Genomic DNA, 22,344 nt, shown 5'->3' with positions numbered 1-22,344 from the left:
GTTATCTACCCTGTCAGACTCTCTCCTGACGCTATTCTCACAACCTTCCACGATACCCTCTCTACAGGACTATCCTCTACTCGTCGCTGAATTGGTATATACCGAATCCGATAATGTAAGAGGTAAAAAAAAACGGTCCCAATCAGGGACCGTTTATGGCGAAACTAAACTGATCTGGACGAATTAAGCGGATTTTTTCGCTTTCTTCTCAGCTTTCGGTGCTGCTACTGTTTCAGTCTTCGCAGTAGTTTGACCTTCGCTGTATTCGCGGCCGTAGTAGGTATCCAGCAGGATCTGTTTCAGTTCAGCAATCAGCGGATAACGCGGGTTAGCACCAGTACACTGGTCGTCAAACGCATCTTCAGACAGTTTGTCCACGTGTGCCAGGAAGTCAGCTTCCTGAACGCCAGCTTCACGGATAGACTTAGGAATACCCAGTTCAGCTTTGATTTCTTCCAGCCAGCCCAGCAGTTTCTGGATTTTCGCAGCAGTACGGTCGCCCGGTGCGCTCAGACCCAGATGGTCTGCGATTTCAGCGTAGCGACGACGAGCCTGCGGACGGTCGTACTGGCTGAATGCAGTCTGCTTAGTCGGGTTGTCGTTCGCGTTATAACGAATAACGTTGCTGATCAGCAGGGCGTTCGCCAGACCGTGAGGAATGTGGAACTGAGAACCCAGCTTATGCGCCATTGAGTGACATACACCCAGGAAGGCGTTAGCAAACGCGATACCGGCGATGGTTGCTGCACTATGTACACGCTCACGCGCTACCGGGTTCTTAGAACCTTCATGGTAGGACGCTGGCAGGTTTTCTTTCAGCAGTTTCAGCGCTTGCAGAGCCTGACCGTCAGAGAACTCAGAAGCCAGTACGGATACGTAAGCTTCCAGAGCGTGAGTAACGGCATCGAGACCACCGAACGCACACAGTGACTTAGGCATCTCCATCACCAGGTTCGCATCAACGATAGCCATATCTGGAGTCAGCGCATAGTCAGCCAGCGGGTATTTCTGCCCTGTTGCATCGTCAGTAACAACCGCAAACGGAGTTACTTCAGAGCCGGTACCGGAAGTGGTGGTGACGGCAACCATCTTCGCTTTCACGCCCATTTTCGGGAATTTGTAGATACGTTTACGGATGTCCATAAAGCGTAGCGCCAGTTCTTCGAAGTGGGTTTCTGGGTGCTCGTACATAACCCACATGATTTTCGCGGCGTCCATCGGGGAACCACCACCCAGCGCGATGATCACGTCTGGTTTGAAGGAGTTAGCCAGCTCAGCACCTTTACGTACAACGCTCAGAGTTGGGTCAGCTTCAACTTCAAAGAACACTTCGGTTTCAACGCCAGCAGCTTTCAGAACAGAAGTGATCTGGTCAGCGTAGCCGTTGTTAAACAGGAAGCGGTCGGTCACGATCAGCGCACGTTTGTGACCATCGGTAATCACTTCATCCAGCGCGATTGGCAGAGAGCCTCGACGGAAGTAGATAGATTTCGGAAGTTTGTGCCACAACATGTTTTCAGCTCGCTTAGCAACGGTTTTCTTGTTGATCAGGTGCTTAGGACCAACGTTTTCAGAGATGGAGTTACCACCCCAGGAACCACAACCCAGAGTCAGGGAAGGTGCGAGTTTGAAGTTGTAGAGGTCACCGATACCACCCTGAGATGCAGGGGTGTTGATCAGGATACGCGCAGTTTTCATCATCTGACCGAAGTAAGCAACGCGTTCTGGCTGGTTGTCCTGGTCGGTGTACAGGCAAGAGGTATGACCGATACCGCCCATCGCAACCAGTTTTTCTGCTTTAATGACTGCATCTTCGAAGTCTTTAGCACGATACATTGCCAGCGTCGGAGACAGTTTTTCGTGAGCAAACGGTTCGCTTTCGTCAACAACCTTCACTTCACCGATCAGAATCTTAGTGGTTTCTGGTACAGAGAAGCCTGCCAGTTCAGCAATTTTGTATGCCGGTTGACCAACGATAGCTGCGTTCAGCGCGCCATTTTTCAGGATAATGTCCTGAACGGCTTTCAGCTCTTTACCTTGCAGCATGTAGCCGCCGTGAGTCGCGAAACGCTCACGTACTGCATCGTATACAGAATCAACAACAACAACGGACTGTTCAGAAGCACAGATTACGCCGTTATCGAAGGTTTTAGACATCAGAACGGATGCAACAGCACGTTTGATATCAGCGGTTTCATCGATAACAACCGGAGTGTTACCTGCACCTACGCCGATTGCTGGTTTACCGGAGCTGTATGCTGCTTTAACCATGCCTGGACCACCGGTCGCAAGGATCAGGTTGATGTCAGGGTGGTGCATCAGCGCGTTAGACAGTTCTACGGAAGGTTGATCGATCCAGCCGATCAGATCTTTCGGTGCACCAGCGGCGATAGCTGCCTGCAGCACGATATCAGCTGCTTTGTTAGTTGCATCTTTAGCACGCGGATGCGGAGAGAAGATGATGGCGTTACGCGTCTTCAGGCTGATCAGTGATTTGAAGATTGCAGTAGAAGTCGGGTTAGTGGTAGGAACGATACCGCAGATGATACCAATAGGTTCAGCAATGGTGATGGTACCGAAAGTGTCGTCTTCAGACAGCACACCACAGGTTTTTTCATCTTTATATGCGTTATAAATATATTCGGAGGCGAAGTGGTTTTTAATCACTTTATCTTCGACGATGCCCATGCCGGATTCGGCAACGGCCATTTTCGCGAGAGGGATTCGAGCGTCTGCGGCAGCCAGAGCGGCGGCACGGAAGATTTTGTCAACCTGTTCTTGAGTGAAACTGGCATATTCACGCTGGGCTTTTTTTACGCGCTCTACAAGTGCGTTAAGTTCAGCGACATTAGTAACAGCCATAATGCTCTCCTGATAATGTTAAACTTTTTTAGTAAATCATCTGCTCGATACGAGAGTATAGACAGATCGACGAAAATTTGTGTAACGTTTTGAAAATCAAACGGTTAATTAACGTCCACTTTACCTTGATTTACTAAAAGAGCTTATGCACTAGCGCCAGTTAACTCTAACGCGTTATCTCCAGGTGGCGTAAGCAAGATTACTCACTTCTGAGTAGTAATTGCGTGATCTGGATCAAATATTCGCAAAGCTGACACCTTTCAGCAGGCCCTTTTAGCGTTTATCGGCAAGTGTTAATAAATTGATGGTATGAATGCTAATAACATTAGCATATTCAATACATATTAATAACACTAACTATTGGTAGCGTATTTACGTAGATATACGCAGATAGAAGGTGAAGTATGCTGACAAAAGGCGTATCTTCAGCGCGGATTTTATCAATTTTTTATGACTCATTTTATCCGGCTAACGCTTCGGAGCTAACCGTGATCCAAACGCTATTTGATTTTCCTGTCTATTTTAAGTTTTTCATTGGGTTATTTGCGTTGGTTAACCCGGTAGGGATCATCCCTGTCTTTATCAGTATGACCAGCTATCAAACGGCTGCTGCGCGAAACAAAACCAACCTTACGGCAAACCTGTCAGTTGCTATCATCCTGTGGACTTCGCTGTTCCTTGGTGACGGTATTTTGCAACTTTTCGGTATCTCGATCGATTCGTTCAGGATTGCCGGTGGCATTCTGGTCGTGACTATCGCGATGTCGATGATTAGCGGAAAGCTTGGCGAAGATAAGCAAAACAAACAGGAAAAATCAGAAACGGCTATTCGCGAAAGTATTGGCGTTGTGCCGCTGGCCTTACCTCTGATGGCGGGACCAGGGGCGATAAGCTCAACCATCGTATGGGGGACGCGGTACCATAGTGCTATTAACCTGTTTGGTTTCTTTGTGGCGATTGCGCTGTTTGCCCTGTGCTGCTGGGGACTGTTTCGCATGGCGCCATGGTTAGTTCGTCTGCTGGGCCAAACCGGCATCAACGTCATTACGCGTATTATGGGGTTGTTGTTAATGGCCTTGGGGATTGAATTCATTGTTACTGGAATCAAGTCCATCTTTCCCGGTTTACTTGCCTGATATCCCTCTCCAACATTAACGGGGCCACTTTCGGCCCCGTTTTCTTTCATTATCAGTAAAACTTCTCACTAAAGTTGAAAATTCGCATAACAAAAATAAAAGATACTTATGGTTAGCCATTCCGTTATTCATTGATTTTATGAATATAACACTCAGCACTCCACCTGAGCGGGGATGCTGTCGCTGTTATTTTATTAACATCATACTCTGGGGCTTGCTGAAGGATTATCGAAATGTTATTAGTTATTTCAGCGTTTTTTTTAGATGAATGTGCTAATTAATAACCAATTGTTAAATTTATGTGCATTTTAGTGCAGGGTTGACACCGAACAGGGGAGTTAACGATGAGCACTATGCAACGCATTGAATATTCAGGTTTTTTTGTGATAAATTTTCATTCGAAAGACTTTTTCAGTGAGATTTATTTTCAATAAAAGAGAATTGGTTAACAAATTTGTAAAATGTATTGGCGGTTAAGAAACGCATTTGATACTTTCCGGCCAGGTATTTTGCAGAAGATTTCACGTTGATGAGAATCGTTTGCAGTTCGTTTCTCTCAACAGAGTAATAGCGTGTTTCCGGCAGGGGAGGCACGTAGATAATCGACGCAAGGTGGTCATTCGAATCGCCAGAATAAATAAAGTCGGTGATAGCAAGCAGTAAAACAAAAAACGACCTGACGGCAGAAAGTCTCCGGTGCCGTACAGGGATCCTGACAGGATTAACAGTCTGGTTAAAAAACCAGCCATAATAATGAGGGAGTACAAACACAATGACTAACATCACTAAAAAAAGTTTGGTAGCTGCGGGGATCTTAACTGCGCTAATCGCTGGAAATGTTGCCACGGCGGCAGTTGTGCCAGCGGGTGTGCAGCTTGCTGAAAAGCAGACTCTGGTGCGTAATAACGGTTCGGAAGTGCAGTCACTCGATCCACATAAAATCGAAGGTGTACCTGAATCCAACATTAACCGTGACCTGTTTGAAGGTTTATTAATCAGTGATGTCGATGGCAAACCGTCGCCTGGCGTGGCTGAAAAATGGGAAAATAAAGATTTTAAAGTCTGGACATTCCATCTGCGTAAAGACGCAAAGTGGTCTGACGGTACGCCTGTCACCGCGCAAGATTTCGTGTATAGCTGGCAGCGCCTGGCTAACCCAAATACCGCGTCACCGTACGCCAGCTATTTGCAGTACGGCCACATCGTCAATATTGATGATATTATCGCCGGCAAAAAGCCAGTTACCGATCTCGGTGTTAAAGCTCTCGACGATCACACTTTTGAAGTCACGCTGAGCGAACCCGTTCCTTATTTCTACAAACTGCTTGTCCACTCATCCGTTTCACCGGTTCCTAAAGCCGCGGTTGAAAAATACGGGGAGAAGTGGACCCAGCCTGCTAACATCGTCACTAACGGCGCATATAAACTGAAAGACTGGGTTGTCAACGAGCGCATTGTGCTTGAGCGTAATACCAACTACTGGGACAACGATAAAACGGTTATTAACCAGGTTACCTACCTGCCAATTTCTTCTGAAGTGACTGACGTTAACCGCTATCGCAGCGGCGAAATCGACATGACCTATAACAACATGCCGATCGAGTTATTCCAGAAACTGAAAAAAGAGATCCCGAACGAAGTTCACGTTGACCCGTACCTGTGCACCTATTATTACGAAATCAACAATCAGAAAGCACCGTTCAACGATGTTCGTGTTCGTACCGCCCTGAAGCTGGCGTTGGATCGTGACATTATCGTCAATAAAGTGAAAAACCAGGGCGATCTGCCTGCGTATAGCTTTACCCCTCCTTACACCGATGGAGCAAAACTGGTTGAACCAGAGTGGTTCAAATGGTCTCAGGAAAAACGTAATGAGGAAGCGAAAAAACTGTTGGCTGAAGCCGGGTATACCGCTGAAAAACCGTTGACCTTTGACCTGTTGTATAACACCTCTGATCTGCATAAGAAGCTGGCTATCGCCGCGGCATCAATCTGGAAGAAAAATCTGGGCGCCAACGTGAAGCTGGAAAACCAGGAGTGGAAAACATTCCTCGATACGCGCCATCAGGGTAACTATGATGTATCGCGTGCGGGCTGGTGTGCGGATTACAACGAACCAACATCCTTCCTGAACATGGTGCTGTCTGACAGCTCCAACAACACTGTTCACTATAAGAGCCCGGCGTTTGATAAGCTGATTGCGGATACGCTGAAAGTAACCGATGAAGCACAGCGCAGCGAACTGTATTCAAAAGCGGAACAGCAATTGGATAAAGATTCTGCGATTGTACCGGTTTATTACTATGTTAACGCCCGCCTGGTGAAACCATGGGTTGGCGGATACTCAGGTAAAGACCCGATGGATAATATCCACGTTAAAGACTTGTATATTATCAAGCATTAATGGCAAGACGTGGGGCGATCAAGGTTGCCCCACAGTGTCTTTTTCTTCGAACTATAAATACCTCTTTAGACACAGAGAGGTACACCCTAAATAATTCACGTTGCAGGAAGGCGGCAGCGCAGCGAATCGCCAGGCGCTTACTTAAGTAAATGACTGGCGTGAGCGAGTAAAGCCAACGTACATGCAGCTTGAAGTATGACGGGTATAAAGGCACACGCCAGAAGGTACGGGCAATGTTAAAATTCATACTACGTCGCTGTCTGGAAGCGATTCCGACGCTATTTATTCTTATTACGATTTCATTCTTTATGATGCGCCTTGCGCCGGGGAGCCCATTCACCGGGGAGCGCGCGTTACCGCCAGAGGTACTGGCGAATATTGAAGCGAAATATCACCTTAACGATCCCATCTCTACGCAGTACTTCAGCTATCTGAAACAGTTGGCGCATGGCGATTTTGGACCATCCTTTAAATATAAAGACTACACGGTTAACGATCTCGTTGCCTCGAGCTTTCCGGTTTCCGCGAAGCTGGGTGCGGCAGCCTTTATTCTGGCGGTCCTCGTTGGTGTTAGCGCCGGGGTGATAGCCGCGCTGAAGCAAAATACGCGTTGGGACTACACGGTGATGGGGGTGGCGATGACCGGGGTGGTGATCCCCAGCTTCGTTGTTGCTCCTTTATTGGTCATGATTTTTGCCATAACCTTGAAATGGCTACCCGGCGGCGGCTGGAACGGCGGAGCGCTGAAGTTTATGATCCTGCCGATGGTGGCATTATCACTCGCTTACATCGCCAGTATCGCCCGTATTACCCGTGGTTCGATGATTGAAGTGCTGCACTCTAACTTTATTCGAACTGCGCGCGCAAAAGGGCTGCCGATGCGGCGGATTATTTTCCGCCATGCGTTAAAGCCTGCGCTGTTGCCTGTGCTGTCCTATATGGGACCGGCATTTGTCGGCATTATCACCGGTTCAATGGTTATTGAAACCATCTATGGTTTGCCGGGCATTGGCCAATTGTTCGTCAATGGCGCGTTAAACCGCGACTATTCGCTGGTCCTGAGCCTGACTATTCTGGTGGGCACGCTGACCATCGTGTTTAACGCGATTGTTGACGTGCTGTATGCCGTTATCGACCCGAAAATTCGTTACTGATACTGGAGCTCGCTATGATGTTAAGTAAGAAAAACAGCGAAGCGCTGGAGAATTTCAGTGAAAAGCTGGAGGTCGAAGGCCGTAGTCTGTGGCAGGACGCGCGTCGACGCTTTATGCATAACCGCGCGGCGGTCGCAAGCCTGGTGGTGTTGGTGATTATTGCGCTGTTCGTGACGCTGGCACCGATGCTATCGCAGTTTACCTACTTCGATACCGATTGGGGCATGATGTCCAGCGCGCCGGATGCGGAGTCCGGACACTATTTCGGCACCGACTCATCGGGTCGCGACCTGCTGGTTCGTGTGGCCATTGGCGGGCGAATCTCGCTGATGGTCGGCATTGCCGCGGCGTTGGTGGCGGTAGTCGTCGGTACGCTGTACGGTTCTTTGTCGGGCTATCTCGGCGGTAAGATCGACTCGGTGATGATGCGTCTGCTGGAAATCCTCAACTCCTTCCCGTTCATGTTCTTCGTGATCCTGTTGGTCACCTTCTTTGGGCAAAATATCCTGCTGATTTTTGTCGCTATCGGGATGGTCTCCTGGCTGGATATGGCGCGTATCGTGCGTGGACAAACCCTGAGTCTCAAGCGCAAAGAGTTTATTGAAGCGGCGCAAGTGGGTGGGGTGTCTACTGCGCGCATCGTTATCCGTCATATTGTGCCGAACGTGCTGGGCGTGGTGGTGGTATACGCTTCATTGCTGGTGCCAAGCATGATCCTGTTTGAATCCTTCCTGAGCTTTTTGGGATTAGGTACGCAGGAGCCGTTAAGTAGTTGGGGCGCGTTGCTCAGTGATGGTGCCAACTCGATGGAAGTCTCACCATGGCTGCTGCTGTTCCCGGCAGGTTTTTTGGTGGTCACTTTGTTCTGTTTTAACTTTATTGGCGATGGCCTGCGTGATGCCCTCGACCCGAAAGACCGTTAAGGAGTGCAGCCATGAGCGTAATTGAAACCTCAACCGCGCCGCTCGCGCAACAACAGGCTAACGCACTGCTGAACGTAAAAGATCTGCGTGTGACGTTTGCCACCCCCGACGGCGATGTAACGGCAGTAAACGATTTGAACTTTTCTCTGCGAGCCGGAGAGACGCTGGGTATTGTCGGGGAATCGGGTTCGGGTAAATCGCAAACAGCGTTTGCCCTGATGGGGCTGCTGGCGGCAAATGGTCGTATCGGGGGTTCTGCAACATTCAACGGACGAGAAATTCTGAACTTGCCGGAACGTGAGCTGAACAAGCTGCGCGCCGAGCAAATCTCGATGATTTTCCAGGACCCGATGACTTCTCTCAATCCATACATGCGGGTTGGGGAGCAGTTGATGGAAGTTCTGATGCTGCATAAAGGCATGAGCAAAGCGGAAGCTTTTGAAGAGTCAGTCCGAATGCTGGATGCGGTGAAAATGCCGGAAGCGCGTAAGCGCATGAAAATGTACCCGCATGAATTCTCGGGCGGCATGCGTCAGCGCGTAATGATCGCCATGGCGCTATTGTGCAGGCCTAAATTACTGATAGCCGATGAGCCGACTACCGCGCTCGATGTAACGGTACAGGCGCAAATCATGACGCTGCTGAATGAACTGAAAAGCGAATTCAACACGGCGATTATCATGATTACCCACGATCTGGGGGTTGTTGCCGGTATTTGCGATAAAGTTCTGGTGATGTACGCCGGTCGTACCATGGAATATGGCAGCGCGCGGGATGTCTTTTATAAACCCGTTCATCCGTATTCAATTGGTTTGCTGAATGCCGTACCTCGTCTGGATGCCGAAGGGGAAGAGATGCTGACTATTCCGGGCAACCCACCAAACCTGCTGCGTCTGCCAAAAGGCTGCCCATTCCAGCCGCGTTGCCCACATGCAATGGAAATCTGTAGTAGTGCTCCGCCACTGGAGGAATTTAGTCCGGGCCGTCTGCGCGCCTGCTTTAAACCGGTGGAGGAACTGGTATGAATGCGGTGACCGAACAACGAAAAGTGCTCCTTGAGATTGCCGACCTTAAAGTCCATTTCGATATTAAAGATGGCAAACAGTGGTTCTGGCAGCCGTCTAAAACCCTGAAGGCGGTTGATGGTGTGACCCTGCGACTGTATGAGGGTGAAACCCTGGGCGTGGTGGGTGAATCAGGCTGTGGGAAATCGACCTTTGCCCGTGCGATTATCGGTCTGGTGAAAGCCACCGATGGAAAGGTCGCCTGGCTGGGTAAAGATTTGCTGGGCATGAAACCCGATGAGTGGCGGGAAGTGCGTAGCGATATCCAGATGATTTTCCAGGATCCGCTGGCATCGTTAAACCCGCGCATGACGATTGGTGAAATTATTGCCGAACCGCTGCGGACTTATCATCCAAACCTGCCACGTCAGGAGGTTCGCGACCGTGTGAAGGCAATGATGATGAAGGTTGGATTACTGCCCAACCTGATTAACCGCTACCCGCATGAGTTTTCCGGTGGTCAGTGTCAGCGTATTGGTATTGCCCGTGCGCTGATCCTCGAACCGAAGCTGATTATTTGCGATGAACCCGTTTCGGCGCTAGACGTATCAATCCAGGCCCAGGTGGTTAACCTGCTGCAACAGCTACAGCGTGAAATGGGATTATCGTTAATCTTCATTGCCCACGACCTGGCGGTGGTTAAACACATCTCCGACCGCGTACTGGTTATGTATCTCGGCCACGCCGTGGAATTAGGGACCTATGACGAGGTGTACCATAACCCGCTGCATCCTTATACCAAAGCGCTGATGTCTGCGGTGCCGATCCCCGATCCGGATCAGGAAAGGAACAAGGTTATCCAGTTGCTGGAAGGCGAATTGCCATCGCCGATTAACCCTCCTTCCGGTTGTGTGTTCCGTACGCGCTGCCCGATTGCCGGGCCGGAATGTGCAAAAACACGCCCGGTTCTTGAAGGGAGTTTCCGACACGCAGTTTCCTGCCTGAAAGTAGACCCGCTATAATCCTGAGGGCTGACAAAGGTCAGCCCTTCTTTTTGGTGAGGTATCTGTGCCAGGTTTAGTCTCTTCTGTTCGCCGTGCGCTCTATCGCAAATTATTCGATTTAAACACCCGTTCAGGGCGTCGCTTTGAAGGTATGTGCGCGCTGTTCGCTTTGCTCAGCGTTATCGTTATCTTCATTGAGTCCGGAGTAGGGACGCAATACCATTTAACCTTTGAGGAATGGCGCGTTTTTGTCTGGCTGGAGATCTTTATTACTCTGGTCTTTACCCTCGAATATCTTCTTCGTTTATGCTGCTGGGCCAATCCTGCTAAATATGTGTTTAGCTTCTGGGGAATAATCGATCTCGCAACAATTTTGCCGCTGTATGTGATGTGGTTATGGCCTGAAATCAGTCTGAGCTATGTCTTCGCCTGGCGGGCGATGCGCGTTCTGCGTGTCCTGCGCATTCTCAAGCTGCTGCGCTTTATGCCTTCCCTGCGGGTGTTCTGGAATGCCTTAAAAAGCGCCCGGCATCAGTTGATGTTGTTCTATTCCTTCATTGCCATTCTGATGGTAGTTTTTGGCGCGATGATGTATCTGATAGAAGGGCCAAAATATGGCTTCACTACGCTAAATGCTTCAGTGTATTGGGCCATTGTTACGGTTACCACCGTCGGCTATGGCGATATCACACCGCACACGCCGTTGGGACGTATGGTAGCGTCTGTGCTTATCCTGATTGGTTATTCGGTGATTGCGATTCCAACGGGATTAATTACCACGCATATGAGCAGCGCGTTCCAGCAACGCGGACATCAACGAAAATGTCCTCAGTGTCAACAGGCTCAGCATGAACATAGCGCGCAGTTTTGTAACCGTTGTGGAAGTAAACTGCCGGGGTAAAAATGAAAAAAGCTGCGAAAGCAGCTTTTTATTAGATTACTCGCGCCAGAGGATATGGCAGAGTTTGTGATCTTTTTCGCGACATAATAAAACGCGGGCAAAAATATCGTTAATCTCGCCGTCTTCTGTATCCGCCAGACCAATCACCACTTCGGCAAAGAAGTCAGGGTTCAGGTCAAAATCAACATGTTCCTGCCAGTCTTCTGCCGGGTCGAATAACTCGGCACCGCCGCGTTCTTCAAACTGCAAATTGAACAGAATGATGTCGGCTGGATCCAGGTTGTCCGCAGCCAGTTCAAGAAAAATGTCGTAAGCCTGCTCAAGCGTTTCGTCTTCAGTCAGGCGATTGTTCAAATCCATATCCATAATGACTACCTGTTTACTGTCTGATGGGCACGTTTTACAGCAACGGACTAAAGAAGTAAAACAGTCGCTCAGCGATCCGCTGCCAGAGTGGTCGTTTTACCCATAAACGGGCATCAAGCAGGCGGGAACGCGAAATATAATCATCCTGTACCGCCGCGAGATCGCCGCCGAATCCGGCATCGTCAATGACCAGCGTAATTTCAAAATTGAGCCACAGACTGCGCATGTCCAGGTTAACGGTACCGACGAGGCTCAGCTCACCATCGACCAGTACGCTCTTGGTGTGCAGCAGGCCGCCTTCGAACTGATAGATTTTAACGCCTGCAGCCAGCAGCTCAGTGAAAAAGGCCCGGCTTGCCCAGCCAACCAGCAGGGAATCATTTTTACGCGGAAGAATGATACTGACGTCGACCCCGCGCTGCGCCGCCGTACAAATGGCGTGCAGCAAATCGTCGCTGGGAACGAAATAGGGCGTGGTCATAATTAAATATTCACGTGCCGAATACGCTGCGGTTAACAGCGCCTGATGAATCAAGTCTTCTGGGAAACCAGGACCCGAGGCGATAGTGTGAATGGTGTGACCGCTGGCCTGCTCAAACGGCATGATATTGACGTCTGGCGGCGGGGGTAAAATGCGCTTGCCGGTCTCAATTTCCCAGTCGCAGGAATAGACGATGCCCATAGCGGTGGCTACCGGTCCTTCCATTCTTGCCATTAAGTCAACCCATTGTCCAACGCCTGCATCCTGTTTGAAGAAGCGAGGATCGACCATATTCATGCTACCGGTATACGCAATGTAGTTATCGATCATAATCATTTTACGGTGCTGGCGCAGGTCCATTCGGCGTAAAAACACACGCATCAGGTTCACTTTCAGCGCTTCAACAACCTCAATACCTGCGTTACGCATCATCGCCGCCCATGGGCTGCGGAAGAACGCCACGCTGCCCGCCGAGTCCAGCATCAGGCGGCAGTGAATCCCGCGTCTGGCAGCGGCCATTAATGATTCGGCAACCTGATCGGCCATACCGCCCGGCTGCCAGATATAAAACACCATCTCGATGTTGTGGCGCGCGAGTTGAATATCGCGGATCAATGCCTGCATCACATCATCTGAGCTGGTGAGCAGTTGCAGCTGATTTCCCTTAACCCCGGCGATTCCCTGACGACGCTCGCACAGTTTAAATAAGGATGAGGCGACGCTGCTGTTTTCCTGCGCAAAAATATGCTTGCAGGCTTTAAGGTCGTTCAGCCATTTGGCCGTTGACGGCCACATTGCCCGGGCGCGTTCGGCGCGACGTTTACCCAGGTGAAGCTCACCGAAGGACAGATAAGCAATGATCCCTACCAATGGCAGAATATAGATGATCAAAAGCCAGGCCATTGCGGAGGGCACTGCGCGTCGTTTCATTAGAATGCGTAATGTTACGCCAGCAATGAGTACCCAGTAACCCAGAATGACCAGCCAACTCACCACGGTGTAGAAGGTTGTCATAAATTTAAAAATCCTTTTGAAAGCGTATTGTTAAGAGTTTACGCATCAGGATTAATCTGGCAAATAAAAACACGGGAAAACCACTGGTCTGCATTCGGTGTGGCGTTATAATGGCCGCTCAGTGACTGAAAGAGTAGTAAACATGAAGCGTAGTAGAACGGAAGTGGGACGCTGGCGGATGCTGCGTCAGGCTAGCCGCCGTAAAGCACGTTGGCTTGAAGGACAATCGCGTCGTAACATGCGTATCCATACCATCAGAAAGTGCATTCTCAACCATCAACGCAATTCGTTGCTGTTTGCAATCCACAGTATCTGATCTCAAAAGGGCACCGCTGGCGGTGCCCAATGTCTGCATTATATTCTTATTTTAAAATACTTTCTTATATTGTCATTCGGCCTATTCCGAAGAATTCCGCGTAAAAACGTTCTGTTACGCTAAAGCCTTCTATTACCTGCCTTCCGGTCTTCTAATCATCACACTTTGAGTACAAGTGTTACATTACGGGTAGCTTAGAGTAACGAGTTTTGTGTACACTTTTGTGTACTCAAAAGCCAAATGTGTACCCATTCAATGATCACTGACACAAAGCTCAGGAAGGCCCTTGGCAAGAAGCGCGATGATATCGAAACCATTTCAGATTCTCACGGACTCAATGCAAGGATAAGTCAGGCTGGCAAAGTTTCATTTTTCTACCGATACAGATGGGCTGGAAAAGCAGTCAAACTTAATGTCGGTGATTATCCTGCAATGAGTATTGCTCAGGCAAGGGAAAGGCGTCAGCAGTTCAGAACGTGGCTTACTGAAGGTTTAGATCCGCGTGAGCAAGTGAAGCTGGAAAAATTATCTCGTGAAGGTTCTATGACAGTGGCTGAAGCCTTCAATTATTGGATCGAGAAACACTGTATCGCGAATCAACTCACCAAGACGGATTATTATCAGTTGGTATTCGCCAAACATATCGCCGAACCGATGCGGAATGTCAAAGTCGACAACTCGACAAAAATGCACTGGATAGATGTATTTGATCAGATTGAAAGCAGGGTGATGGCCCATTATATGCTTTCACTGTGCAAACGCTCATTCAGGTTCTGTATTAACCGAGGCGTGATATCGACCAATCCGCTCGAGGGATTGCTACCCACTGACGTTGGACAAAAACCGAAAAAGAGAACGCGGCGCCTGGATGATCGTGAGCTGGTGGCTATTTATCGGTGGCTGCAAAACCGCATGTCTATAGAGTCCGTGTTTCTTGTGAAATTTATTATGTTGACCGGCTGTAGGACGGCAGAGATTCGGTTGAGCGAAAGGTCATGGTTCAAGCTGGATGAAAATGAGTGGATAATTCCTGCTGGAAGTTACAAAACGCGAGTGCACATGAGAAGGGCTCTTTCTGATGCTGCGGTGGGACTGGTAAAAAATCATCTTGAGAAGATCAACACAAAGCATTTAGTCACTTCACAGCGCTTACTGGATGGGGAGATTAAAGACGTCCCGGTTCATCCGCCAGTTGCTTCGAACTATGCCAGGTATATTTGGTCAGAATCCGGCATGGAGCCCTGGTCTCTCCATGATATGAGAAGAACAATCGCAACAAATCTTTCAGAACTTGGCTGTCCGCCACATGTGATTGAAAAGCTACTTGGTCACCAAATGGTTGGCGTGATGGCGCACTATAATCTGCATGACTACATCGATGATCAAAAACACTGGCTCCACGTTTGGCAGAGCCATCTTGAAAGCATCATCGGTGAGCCGTTCAGTTAATTGGCTGTTTCACACCTTCCCACTCTTTGACTGACTCCGACTTCCAGCGGTTAGGGTTACCGGGAAAGTCCGGGGCGGGGAACGGCTTAGCAAAACCCCGCGGCATCGTGTCTGTGCTTTGCCATGACCAAAGGGTTTTACGTGAGATTTTGTATCGACTGGTCAGGTCTGACGTCAGCAAAATATCATCCATCGTTTTTCTCCAATGGCCCGAACTGGGCCATTTCTAAAAGTAATATCAAGAAACCTGACCCGGAAGTGCACGCAGTCGGCGCATACCTGTCATCGCCGTGGCCACGTAGCTCGCCTTGCGGTTCACTACCTCCACCCAGACCTTCACACCTTCAACTCTCACCGTGTATGTCTCTTTCATCTTGCTGCGCCCGTAGTCGCCGTAGCGTTCGTGATGAGTGGCCAGCGCGATGTCGCATGCCTGACGCGCTAACGGGGATTGCTGATTGCCTCGGTTAATCAGTCGCATTACATCTCCTCAGTGGGAGGGCGAACCCTCCCAACCCTTAGCCAACGTATTCCGGTTTCATATCCGCCAGGGTGATGGTGAACTGATCGTGCAGCTCGTCGCCCAGATGACGTTTCGCCGTTGCAAGAACTCGTTCAACTTCCCCAAACCGTTCAAATGCATCCGGTTCGTCCGGAGACGGCAGTGAGTTGATCGCGGCTTCGACCTTGTTACGTGAATCAACCAGGTAATAGCGTTTCACTGCCTTATTCTTCAGCTCGGTGAACAGGGCAGATCCGAGCGTGGCCTTCGCGCTTTCGATATCAGCGCGCAGTGCTTTGGCGCTATCAACATCCTGAGCGGCATCGATGCGTTCGCGGAAATCATCAGCCAGTGAGTCGATATTTACCGACGATTCCTGTGCGTTTTGCGTGGTTGTGACGGTGTCACCTGAGATATCAGCCAAATTAACGTGTTTCGGTGCTGGGTTAATCTCTTTCTCAGTGCGTGGCTCAACTTCATCTGGACTGTAGACGCCGAGGATGACTTCTGGGCAGTACAGGCGAGCCCAGTACTTCACTGCCAGATAAGCAATCTGCTGCTTCGGCGCTGTTTTCCACAGTGGCGAGTTACGTGTGGTGATATCTGCCAGGTAGATTGGCTCGCCCCAGGTGATTTCTTCTTCTCCGCGCAGTACGGCGCCAACCCGGATAAACAGACCTAATTCATCACGACCGTCTTTTTTCCCGGCGATCTTCTCCCAGTCACCGCCGTATTCGTAATGGAAGCGACCAACAATGGCGCTTGAACTGGAGATTACTGCGTTAACCAACTGCGCTTCGTAACCTAGTACACCGTTGACCAGGTGCGTTTTCTGGGCAACCGCATATGGGTTCATTCCCCACTGCATAGCCTGCATGACGATAGCCATACAGTCGGCGGGTTTCCCCTCCAGGTGTTTGGGGACGGTGACGGCAGACTGCGCCATCAATTCAGCGAAAGAGGTAAGCTGGCCGAGTGCCTGCACGTTGAACACAGCGTTGCTGGCGGAAATGGTGTTTGGTGCCTGCTCGGTCGTAATGATGTTGGTATTTTGCATGGTCAAATCCTCCATTAAGCCAGACGCAGCGCTTCAAGGCGGCGCAGGTCGAAGTCGTTCAGTTCGTCGGTGTAATCAGCGGTGATCGGTGCTGGCCATTCGCCAGTGTCAAAGCCGGTAGCGATAGCGCGCATCGCCTTGCGGTACTCAAGCATGCCCAGTTCCAGCAGTTCGGCGGATGCCTCGATGATGGCGATCCAGTGGTAGTTCTCGTCTTTGTTGACGAAAATCCAGAAGAACTGGTCCAGCGCTGCAGTCTCGCAATACATAGCCGCGCTCAGGTGGTAGTCACGGTCGATGATTTCCCGGTGCAGTTTGGCGCGTAGGCCTTCCTGCTTAACGTTCCACATGCTGATGGTTTTCAGGTCGGCACCGATGCGCACACCGTCCAGGTCGATTTCCAGATCCGGGCGCACACGGACTTCCAGACCTGTTTCGTCGTCGAAGCCAAAGTAGCTGACTTCTACTGCACGGCTCGGGTGTGTCAGTAGCTTGCCCGCGGTCGGGTGCTCGAGCAAGGCTTTCTGAATGCTCAGTGCAGTGCTCAGTTGCTGGCGGGTGACCAGCACTTTCCCTAGGGGATTCTCGCGCCACGCATCCAGCAGTTCGTCGGCGAAGACGGCGTTCGGATTAACAGACTTCACGGCCTGAATCAGATCTGCTTTGGTACCGGACACTTTCAGTGGCGCCGGTTTCTGCGCTTCCTGTGCAACCAGGTCAGGATTGATGATTGCCAGTTGCTCGAGTAACGCATCGCGGCTACCGCTGGTTTTCACCTGAGCAGGCAGAGTGGCGTTGTATTCCTTGATGCAGGCTTTCATCGCTGAGGCGGTCTGCTTCTTGTCCGCTTCGAGACGCTGGTACTCTTCTGGCAGCGACATATAGCTCTGGCCAGTTTCCTCGACTGAACCACCCAGCGGCACCTGTGCAGGCAGAGTGGCGTTGTATTCTTCCAGCAGCGCTTTGATGTCGTCGGCTGACAGCATCGCTGGCAGGCTGGCGTTATGCTCATCAATAAAGGCGCGGATCGTTGCCGTGGTGGTAAATGCGTCTTCCGGAATTAAGGGTTCAACGCTGAATTCTTCATCGAGCAACTCGGGCTGCAACGCCAGCGCATGCACCAGGTTACCCATGTCCAGAACTGGAGAGCGTTCTTTGATAATGGTTTTCTCTACGTGGCGCGCATTGAAGTACATCAGCGACACACGTGCGTCTTTCACCTGGGTTGAGCTGATACCGTTCGCTGCGTGATAAACCTCGTTCGGCAGACCTTCGTAACGTCCCGGCTCGAAGTAAGCGGGGTACGCAACAGCTGGTTCGTCAGATTGTGCTTCTGGCTCGGTTTGTGCCAAAACTGGTTCAGTTTGGTTTACAGAATCGCTATTTTGGGTGACATAACCCGTATTCTGGTTTACATCGGCTTGCTGGCTGGTATCTGACTTTTCACCAGTTTCCAGACTGCTTTCGCCTGACTGCACTTCAGTACCAGCCTGTTTTTCATCACTGAAAGTTTCTTCCATCTGCACATTGCTGGTGGTGTCCTCATTAACTGGTGAACGGTCATCTGTATGTGTTTGTTGATCACCCATCAGGCCTTCTATGGAGAATACGCCGTTGCCGATGTTGGCGATTTGTGGCTGTTCGTCAGCGGCCTGCTTATTAATTTCGTTTTCCCAGCTTTCTTCCGGCTTATGCCTAGCTGCTGCCAGCATTTCTGCTGTTGGGTGCTCGTGGTCGGTTTCCGTTAGGTTCGCGTTGATATAACCAGATAGACGGTCTGGATTAAGGTAATAAGAAGGATGCGCGCTACGTATCAGCGCAAAAATCGCAGCGCGGGAATAATCTAGGATACCTGCGCGTTTGCGCAGGGCTGAGGACCACTCTTTGAATGGACTATCTTTGGCTAGTACCATAGCTTTTGCTGGGCGGAAGGCTTCACCGGGAATATCGTAGATGTTGAAATCTATCGACAGAGTGGCGAGGGCAATTTCTATATCCAGATTATCCAAAGAATGGGTAAGTTTAGGATTGCGATCGGTTTTATTTCCACCGCCAGCATTGGTTTTGACGTCAGTACGTTGAATCTGCGCAACACGGTTGCCTTTCTGCCATTCCTTAACAAGCAGGCCGCGATCGATGTAATCAGTTTTGAACCACACCGTCAGGAACTGGATAACTGTTGCCAGCTCCGGTTTTTTGCCGTCGACAGGGAAGACTTTCTTAACGGCATTCACGACTTTATGAATATCGTGCTCAATGGCTTTTTTGAATGCCTCCACATTCTCAGCAGCCAGCAGCAGGTTCTGGATGTACGTGTCATCAGTGTCCATCTCAAGGCGGACAATCTCGTTTTTCTGCCCGGCGTCGACGTGATAGAGATATTCACCTTCACCGATGAACTGAGCCAGTACGCGCTGACGGAATGGCAGGGTGGCTACGACGATCAGGTTCGGCTGCTCTGACTGCTGAGATTGTTCTTCGGGACCGACTTCACCGCTGGTGGTTTCAGTTTTGAGCAACTGCAACTTACCGCTGCGCCAGTCTTCTACAAGTTGGTTACGGTCACCGGCATCGGTGTTCACCCAGTCAGACATGAATGCAGTGATCACCCGGAGCTCGTGCTCTTCATCCTGTACAAAGATGTCTTTAATCGCCTGAACCATTTTCCACTCAGCATTCAGGCTGAGTTTGGCAGTCGCGGGTACATCGTTCCTTGCCACAAGCAGGCTATGGAGATATGTATTGCCTTCATCCAGTGACATTTCGCTGGCAGCCAACTGCTGCTCTTTAGTGACGTGGGTTTGGTATTTATCGTTCATCAGATGGACGGCAAAGCGGACCGCTGGAGTACGGTTTTCAACCGGGACAATTTCGGACGCAGTCGCATCTTCAACGATTACGGTCGGAGTAGGTGTGGAGGGGGCGTCAACGGAACCAGTAGACACACCAGCGGCTTTTGGCAGCCAGGTGCGCCCATCGTCCTGAAGTTCGTAGCGATCACACCAGGTAAAATCAACTTCACCTTCTTTTGGCAGGCCGTCGACAACTGGGAAATCAGTGCGAATCGGTTTGGCGTAGTCCTTACCCCGACCTGTTTCGATACCTGCATCTTCCAGCGCAACATCCAGCATCAGATTGGCGCGAGCCTCGGTTTTAGCAGTGAACCAGAGCACTGCATCTTGCTTTCCGGATTTCTGAGTGGCTTTAACCACATTAAAGAATTCCATGTGAGATCCTCATTTTTGGGTGTTAGAATCCCCGGACCATTGGTGGCGCCCATTGGGTGTCTTATTTGGTTTGCTATAAATTCCGGTGTTACTTTGGTCGGGAGCACCGGACGTACAGGCCCGCTTTGGCGGGTTTTTACGTTATGACTCGTGGGCCATCTGGTCGTATGAAGCACAACGTACACAGCAGTAATCGCGTTCTTCGTGCTTCAGCTGCGCGCCGTGGATCAACGTCAGCGTGTTCTTCACTTCTTTTCCCTGCTCAATTGGCTTTCCGCAGAGTCGGTAAGCGCATTTCTTCTCTTGCATAACTCCCCCGTTAATGGCTAAGGGCATTGCCTGCACCATTCAGAAACACTTCAACCAAAAGCTCGGTTGTGTAAGTGCGCTCTACGCCGCGGTGCAGATACAAACGACCTCGTGCGTTGGCTGATGCAGTCCAGGTTGCGTCTTTGTGTTTGACGAGCATGCCGGGCAGAACTGCGCCGCGGTTAATCGTCTGCGTGCCGTAGTGCTGATGAACCATGATGATTCCCTCTCGTTTGCCTTTATCGCCAGGCTGGCGGAACGTTGTGATGCCTTATGCGCGTTTGTTTTCGCGATGAGATGAATTTAGCGTGTTGCTAAATTATTATCAATAGCAAAACGCTAAATTATTCACGCTGAGAATTTAGCGCTTTGATTAATAAGCGCTTAAATTTTGTGTGAGGTAGGATTCGAGACAAAAAAAAGCCCGCTTTGTGCGGGCTCACTCTTTAGTGGTGTGTTAAGGAATGTTCAAAATTTTCGCGTCAACCACAACACCTATGATTCTACAGTTACCATTAACTTCTAACATTGGATATTGAGGATTTAGAGGCTTTAAAAACCTACGACCTGCATCAATAACGAGCCTTTTAAACGTAGCCTCGTTGTCGCCATCAAGCTTTGCCACTACCAATTTACCATTGATAGGCTCGACTTCAGGATCAACAAGAATTGCTGCTCCTTCTGGGATGCTTAGTCCCGCTGGCGAGGTCATGGAGTCGCCTTTAACATCAAGCCAAAATGAGTCTTCAGAACAAGCAACTGTGGTATCGTACCAACGATCAATAGCTCTGCGGTGATAAGGTTCTACAGCTTCCATCCATTGTCCCGCGCTTACCCAGCTGATTACAGGATAGCTTCCTTTCGTCTCATTAATTCCACGGTATTTCACATTACCGTCGTTTTCAGGGGTGTGTAACACATCCATCCAACCAAACGGTAGATTCAGCGCAGTTTCAATTTTTCGAGCCAATTTATCGCCGATGTTGCGATTTGGATTTGCCCCAAGTAACTGACTAAGAGCGGCAGGGCTGGTTTCAATGAGTTCAGCAAATTGTGCTTTAGTCATTCCGCTATCTGTCTGCCGCTGTTCGTACAGTGCCTCAAGGTTGGCTTTTCTAATCTCTTTATTTTCCATCCCTTCATTTTCGCTGCTTATAGCAAAATGATAAATGCGCAAATTGCTAAATCTTTCTTGCGTATTATTTAGCATAACGCTAAACTCCGATCCAACATATCCACAGGAGACACTGATGAGTAATGAACTTCTTCGCTGGCGCAAAGGTGCCACCTCTGACGAATGGTTCCAGCTGGCAAAGCTGGCTAAAACAACCGTTGGCTACCTTGACCAGATTGCATATGGGAATCGCCGGGCTTCCCCTGAAAAAGCATCTGCGATTGAAACGGCAACCCATAGCTTTCATCGTCAGGCACCGGTTTTAAAAGAGAGCTTGGTATTTGCGGCGCCGCGTAACTCAGCTGCTTAACAACGAAAGGGAAAGCATCATGCAATCACTTACGTATCACCAGAATACAGATTTTGAAGCTAAGCCACTGATAAACCGTTATCAGCAAGCTGCTGACGTTTCCCCGGAACATATCCGTTATGCCGTTCGCGCCTGGGCTGCATCAATCAACAACCAGGATGTTGTCGCGGGCCTCATCGTTGAGGAATGGGAACGGCAGGGTGGCGGCGCGCTGGATTTCCCCGACGATCTAAGTCGTCGCCGTCAGAAGCTGTTCCGCTGGCTCGACGGGACCACTATGACAGCACAACGCAATATCCGGCTACTGATCCCGGCGATTCTGGCTGTTCTTCCTCTGGAATTCCGGGGGCGTTTGGTTCCGCATGATGACTTCATGTCTCGCTATTCAGCGATGGAGAAAGAAATCAGCGAGGCCAAGCAGGCGCTGATGCTTAACGCTCCCCAGCACCAGATGGTGAAAGAGGTCCGAGAGGGAATAGAGAAGATGCTGGCAATGCTTCCTGCCGAAGCCATGGGGCAGGTTCTTAGCGGTCTGGCAGCGTTAGCGCCTGGTCTTTTGTGAGGTGCCCATGAACCACATCGAGTTCATTGAAAAGAACGTGCGCGACGAGCTGATTAAACAGGGCTTCTCTGCGGCGGTGGCACAACGGGGGCATATCAGGCGATCGACATGTACAAGCGTATGAGTCAGGCCAGTCGTAAGGGGAGGATTTTTGACGATGTTTTACGGCACGCAAAGCTATGGGCAGAG

21 protein-coding genes are annotated in these 22,344 nt (G+C 50.0%); 11 read left to right on the top strand and 10 right to left on the bottom strand.

What is annotated here, in order from left to right; translation table 11 throughout:
• Nucleotides 1-183: 183 nt before the first annotated feature.
• Nucleotides 184-2,862, bottom strand: a complete 2,679-nt coding sequence (gene adhE, locus E1B03_RS14785; protein ID WP_103770769.1) for a bifunctional acetaldehyde-CoA/alcohol dehydrogenase — start codon at nucleotides 2,860-2,862, stop codon at nucleotides 184-186.
• Nucleotides 2,863-3,350: 488 nt separating this feature from the next.
• Between adhE and ychE the strand changes: the two genes are divergently transcribed.
• The 7 genes from ychE to E1B03_RS14745 all read left to right on the top strand — a co-directional run bounded on the left by ychE (nucleotide 3,351) and on the right by E1B03_RS14745 (nucleotide 11,388).
• The gene (gene ychE / locus E1B03_RS14780) at nucleotides 3,351-3,998 is read left to right on the top strand and encodes an NAAT family transporter YchE (protein ID WP_003020714.1); all 648 of its coding nucleotides are present in this window, start codon (nucleotides 3,351-3,353) and stop codon (nucleotides 3,996-3,998) included.
• 772 nt (nucleotides 3,999-4,770) lie between these two features.
• Nucleotides 4,771-6,402, top strand: coding sequence for an oligopeptide ABC transporter substrate-binding protein OppA (gene oppA, locus E1B03_RS14770; RefSeq protein ID WP_103770767.1), 1,632 nt, complete (start codon nucleotides 4,771-4,773; stop codon nucleotides 6,400-6,402).
• A gap of 233 nt (nucleotides 6,403-6,635) precedes the next feature.
• Entirely contained in the window at nucleotides 6,636-7,556 is a 921-nt protein-coding gene (gene oppB / locus E1B03_RS14765; protein WP_003020708.1) for an oligopeptide ABC transporter permease OppB, read from the top strand.
• Between the two features lie 14 nt (nucleotides 7,557-7,570).
• Complete coding sequence (oppC, locus tag E1B03_RS14760) at nucleotides 7,571-8,479, top strand: oligopeptide ABC transporter permease OppC (protein ID WP_103770765.1); 909 nt, start codon at nucleotides 7,571-7,573, stop codon at nucleotides 8,477-8,479.
• A gap of 11 nt (nucleotides 8,480-8,490) precedes the next feature.
• Nucleotides 8,491-9,504: a murein tripeptide/oligopeptide ABC transporter ATP-binding protein OppD gene (oppD, locus tag E1B03_RS14755; protein ID WP_003833364.1), complete on the top strand. Its 1,014-nt coding sequence runs from the start codon at nucleotides 8,491-8,493 to the stop codon at nucleotides 9,502-9,504.
• Nucleotides 9,501-10,505, top strand: a complete 1,005-nt coding sequence (gene oppF / locus E1B03_RS14750; protein ID WP_103770764.1) for a murein tripeptide/oligopeptide ABC transporter ATP-binding protein OppF — start codon at nucleotides 9,501-9,503, stop codon at nucleotides 10,503-10,505. The genes oppD and oppF overlap by 4 nt, the downstream gene beginning before the upstream one ends.
• A gap of 46 nt (nucleotides 10,506-10,551) precedes the next feature.
• Nucleotides 10,552-11,388 (top strand): ion transporter, encoded by an 837-nt coding sequence (locus E1B03_RS14745; RefSeq protein ID WP_003833361.1) that lies wholly within the window; start codon nucleotides 10,552-10,554, stop codon nucleotides 11,386-11,388.
• Between the two features lie 36 nt (nucleotides 11,389-11,424).
• Here E1B03_RS14745 and E1B03_RS14740 read toward each other — a convergent pair whose 3' ends face one another.
• Nucleotides 11,425-11,754 carry an HI1450 family dsDNA-mimic protein gene (locus E1B03_RS14740; RefSeq protein ID WP_003020691.1) on the bottom strand — a complete coding sequence of 110 codons (330 nt, stop codon included), beginning with the start codon at nucleotides 11,752-11,754 and terminating at the stop codon, nucleotides 11,425-11,427.
• A gap of 34 nt (nucleotides 11,755-11,788) precedes the next feature.
• A complete protein-coding gene (cls, locus tag E1B03_RS14735) occupies nucleotides 11,789-13,249 on the bottom strand; it encodes a cardiolipin synthase (RefSeq protein ID WP_003020687.1) in 1,461 nt (486 codons plus the stop codon).
• 142 nt (nucleotides 13,250-13,391) lie between these two features.
• Between cls and E1B03_RS14730 the strand changes: the two genes are divergently transcribed.
• Both E1B03_RS14730 and E1B03_RS14725 read left to right on the top strand, forming a co-directional pair.
• Nucleotides 13,392-13,565 carry a YciY family protein gene (locus E1B03_RS14730; protein ID WP_003020684.1) on the top strand — a complete coding sequence of 58 codons (174 nt, stop codon included), beginning with the start codon at nucleotides 13,392-13,394 and terminating at the stop codon, nucleotides 13,563-13,565.
• Between the two features lie 255 nt (nucleotides 13,566-13,820).
• Nucleotides 13,821-15,014: a tyrosine-type recombinase/integrase gene (locus E1B03_RS14725; protein WP_133086499.1), complete on the top strand. Its 1,194-nt coding sequence runs from the start codon at nucleotides 13,821-13,823 to the stop codon at nucleotides 15,012-15,014.
• On the opposite strand, the gene E1B03_RS14720 is transcribed toward E1B03_RS14725, so the two are convergent.
• The 7 genes from E1B03_RS14720 to E1B03_RS14695 all read right to left on the bottom strand — a co-directional run bounded on the left by E1B03_RS14720 (nucleotide 15,007) and on the right by E1B03_RS14695 (nucleotide 21,319).
• Entirely contained in the window at nucleotides 15,007-15,207 is a 201-nt protein-coding gene (locus E1B03_RS14720; protein ID WP_008322518.1) for a hypothetical protein, read from the bottom strand. The genes E1B03_RS14725 and E1B03_RS14720 overlap by 8 nt on opposite strands.
• Nucleotides 15,208-15,252: 45 nt before the next feature.
• Nucleotides 15,253-15,495, bottom strand: coding sequence for a DUF4060 family protein (locus tag E1B03_RS14715; RefSeq protein ID WP_005121071.1), 243 nt, complete (start codon nucleotides 15,493-15,495; stop codon nucleotides 15,253-15,255).
• 37 nt (nucleotides 15,496-15,532) lie between these two features.
• Nucleotides 15,533-16,573: a RecT family recombinase gene (locus E1B03_RS14710; RefSeq protein WP_133086498.1), complete on the bottom strand. Its 1,041-nt coding sequence runs from the start codon at nucleotides 16,571-16,573 to the stop codon at nucleotides 15,533-15,535.
• Between the two features lie 14 nt (nucleotides 16,574-16,587).
• Nucleotides 16,588-19,800, bottom strand: coding sequence for a RecE family exodeoxyribonuclease (locus E1B03_RS14705; RefSeq protein WP_133086497.1), 3,213 nt, complete (start codon nucleotides 19,798-19,800; stop codon nucleotides 16,588-16,590).
• A 141-nt stretch (nucleotides 19,801-19,941) separates the two neighbouring features.
• Nucleotides 19,942-20,109, bottom strand: a complete 168-nt coding sequence (locus E1B03_RS26235; protein ID WP_165955320.1) for a YdaE family protein — start codon at nucleotides 20,107-20,109, stop codon at nucleotides 19,942-19,944.
• 10 nt (nucleotides 20,110-20,119) lie between these two features.
• Nucleotides 20,120-20,326 carry a cell division inhibitor protein gene (locus E1B03_RS14700; protein ID WP_133086496.1) on the bottom strand — a complete coding sequence of 69 codons (207 nt, stop codon included), beginning with the start codon at nucleotides 20,324-20,326 and terminating at the stop codon, nucleotides 20,120-20,122.
• Nucleotides 20,327-20,566: 240 nt separating this feature from the next.
• Complete coding sequence (locus E1B03_RS14695) at nucleotides 20,567-21,319, bottom strand: LexA family protein (RefSeq protein WP_133086495.1); 753 nt, start codon at nucleotides 21,317-21,319, stop codon at nucleotides 20,567-20,569.
• 40 nt (nucleotides 21,320-21,359) lie between these two features.
• Here E1B03_RS14695 and E1B03_RS14690 point away from each other — a divergent pair, with 40 nt between their 5' ends.
• Together E1B03_RS14690 and E1B03_RS14685 are read left to right on the top strand one after the other, a co-directional pair.
• A complete protein-coding gene (locus E1B03_RS14690) occupies nucleotides 21,360-21,593 on the top strand; it encodes a transcriptional regulator (RefSeq protein WP_133086494.1) in 234 nt (77 codons plus the stop codon).
• Between the two features lie 19 nt (nucleotides 21,594-21,612).
• The gene (locus tag E1B03_RS14685; RefSeq protein ID WP_133086493.1) at nucleotides 21,613-22,155 is read left to right on the top strand and encodes a toxin YdaT domain-containing protein; all 543 of its coding nucleotides are present in this window, start codon (nucleotides 21,613-21,615) and stop codon (nucleotides 22,153-22,155) included.
• The last annotated feature ends 189 nt before the right edge of the window (nucleotides 22,156-22,344 follow it).

The organism is Citrobacter arsenatis, from assembly GCF_004353845.1.
Lineage (GTDB): Bacteria > Pseudomonadota > Gammaproteobacteria > Enterobacterales > Enterobacteriaceae > Citrobacter > Citrobacter arsenatis.
Note: the sequence above shows the minus strand (reverse complement) of the source record. Positions and strands in the feature narration are given on the sequence as shown.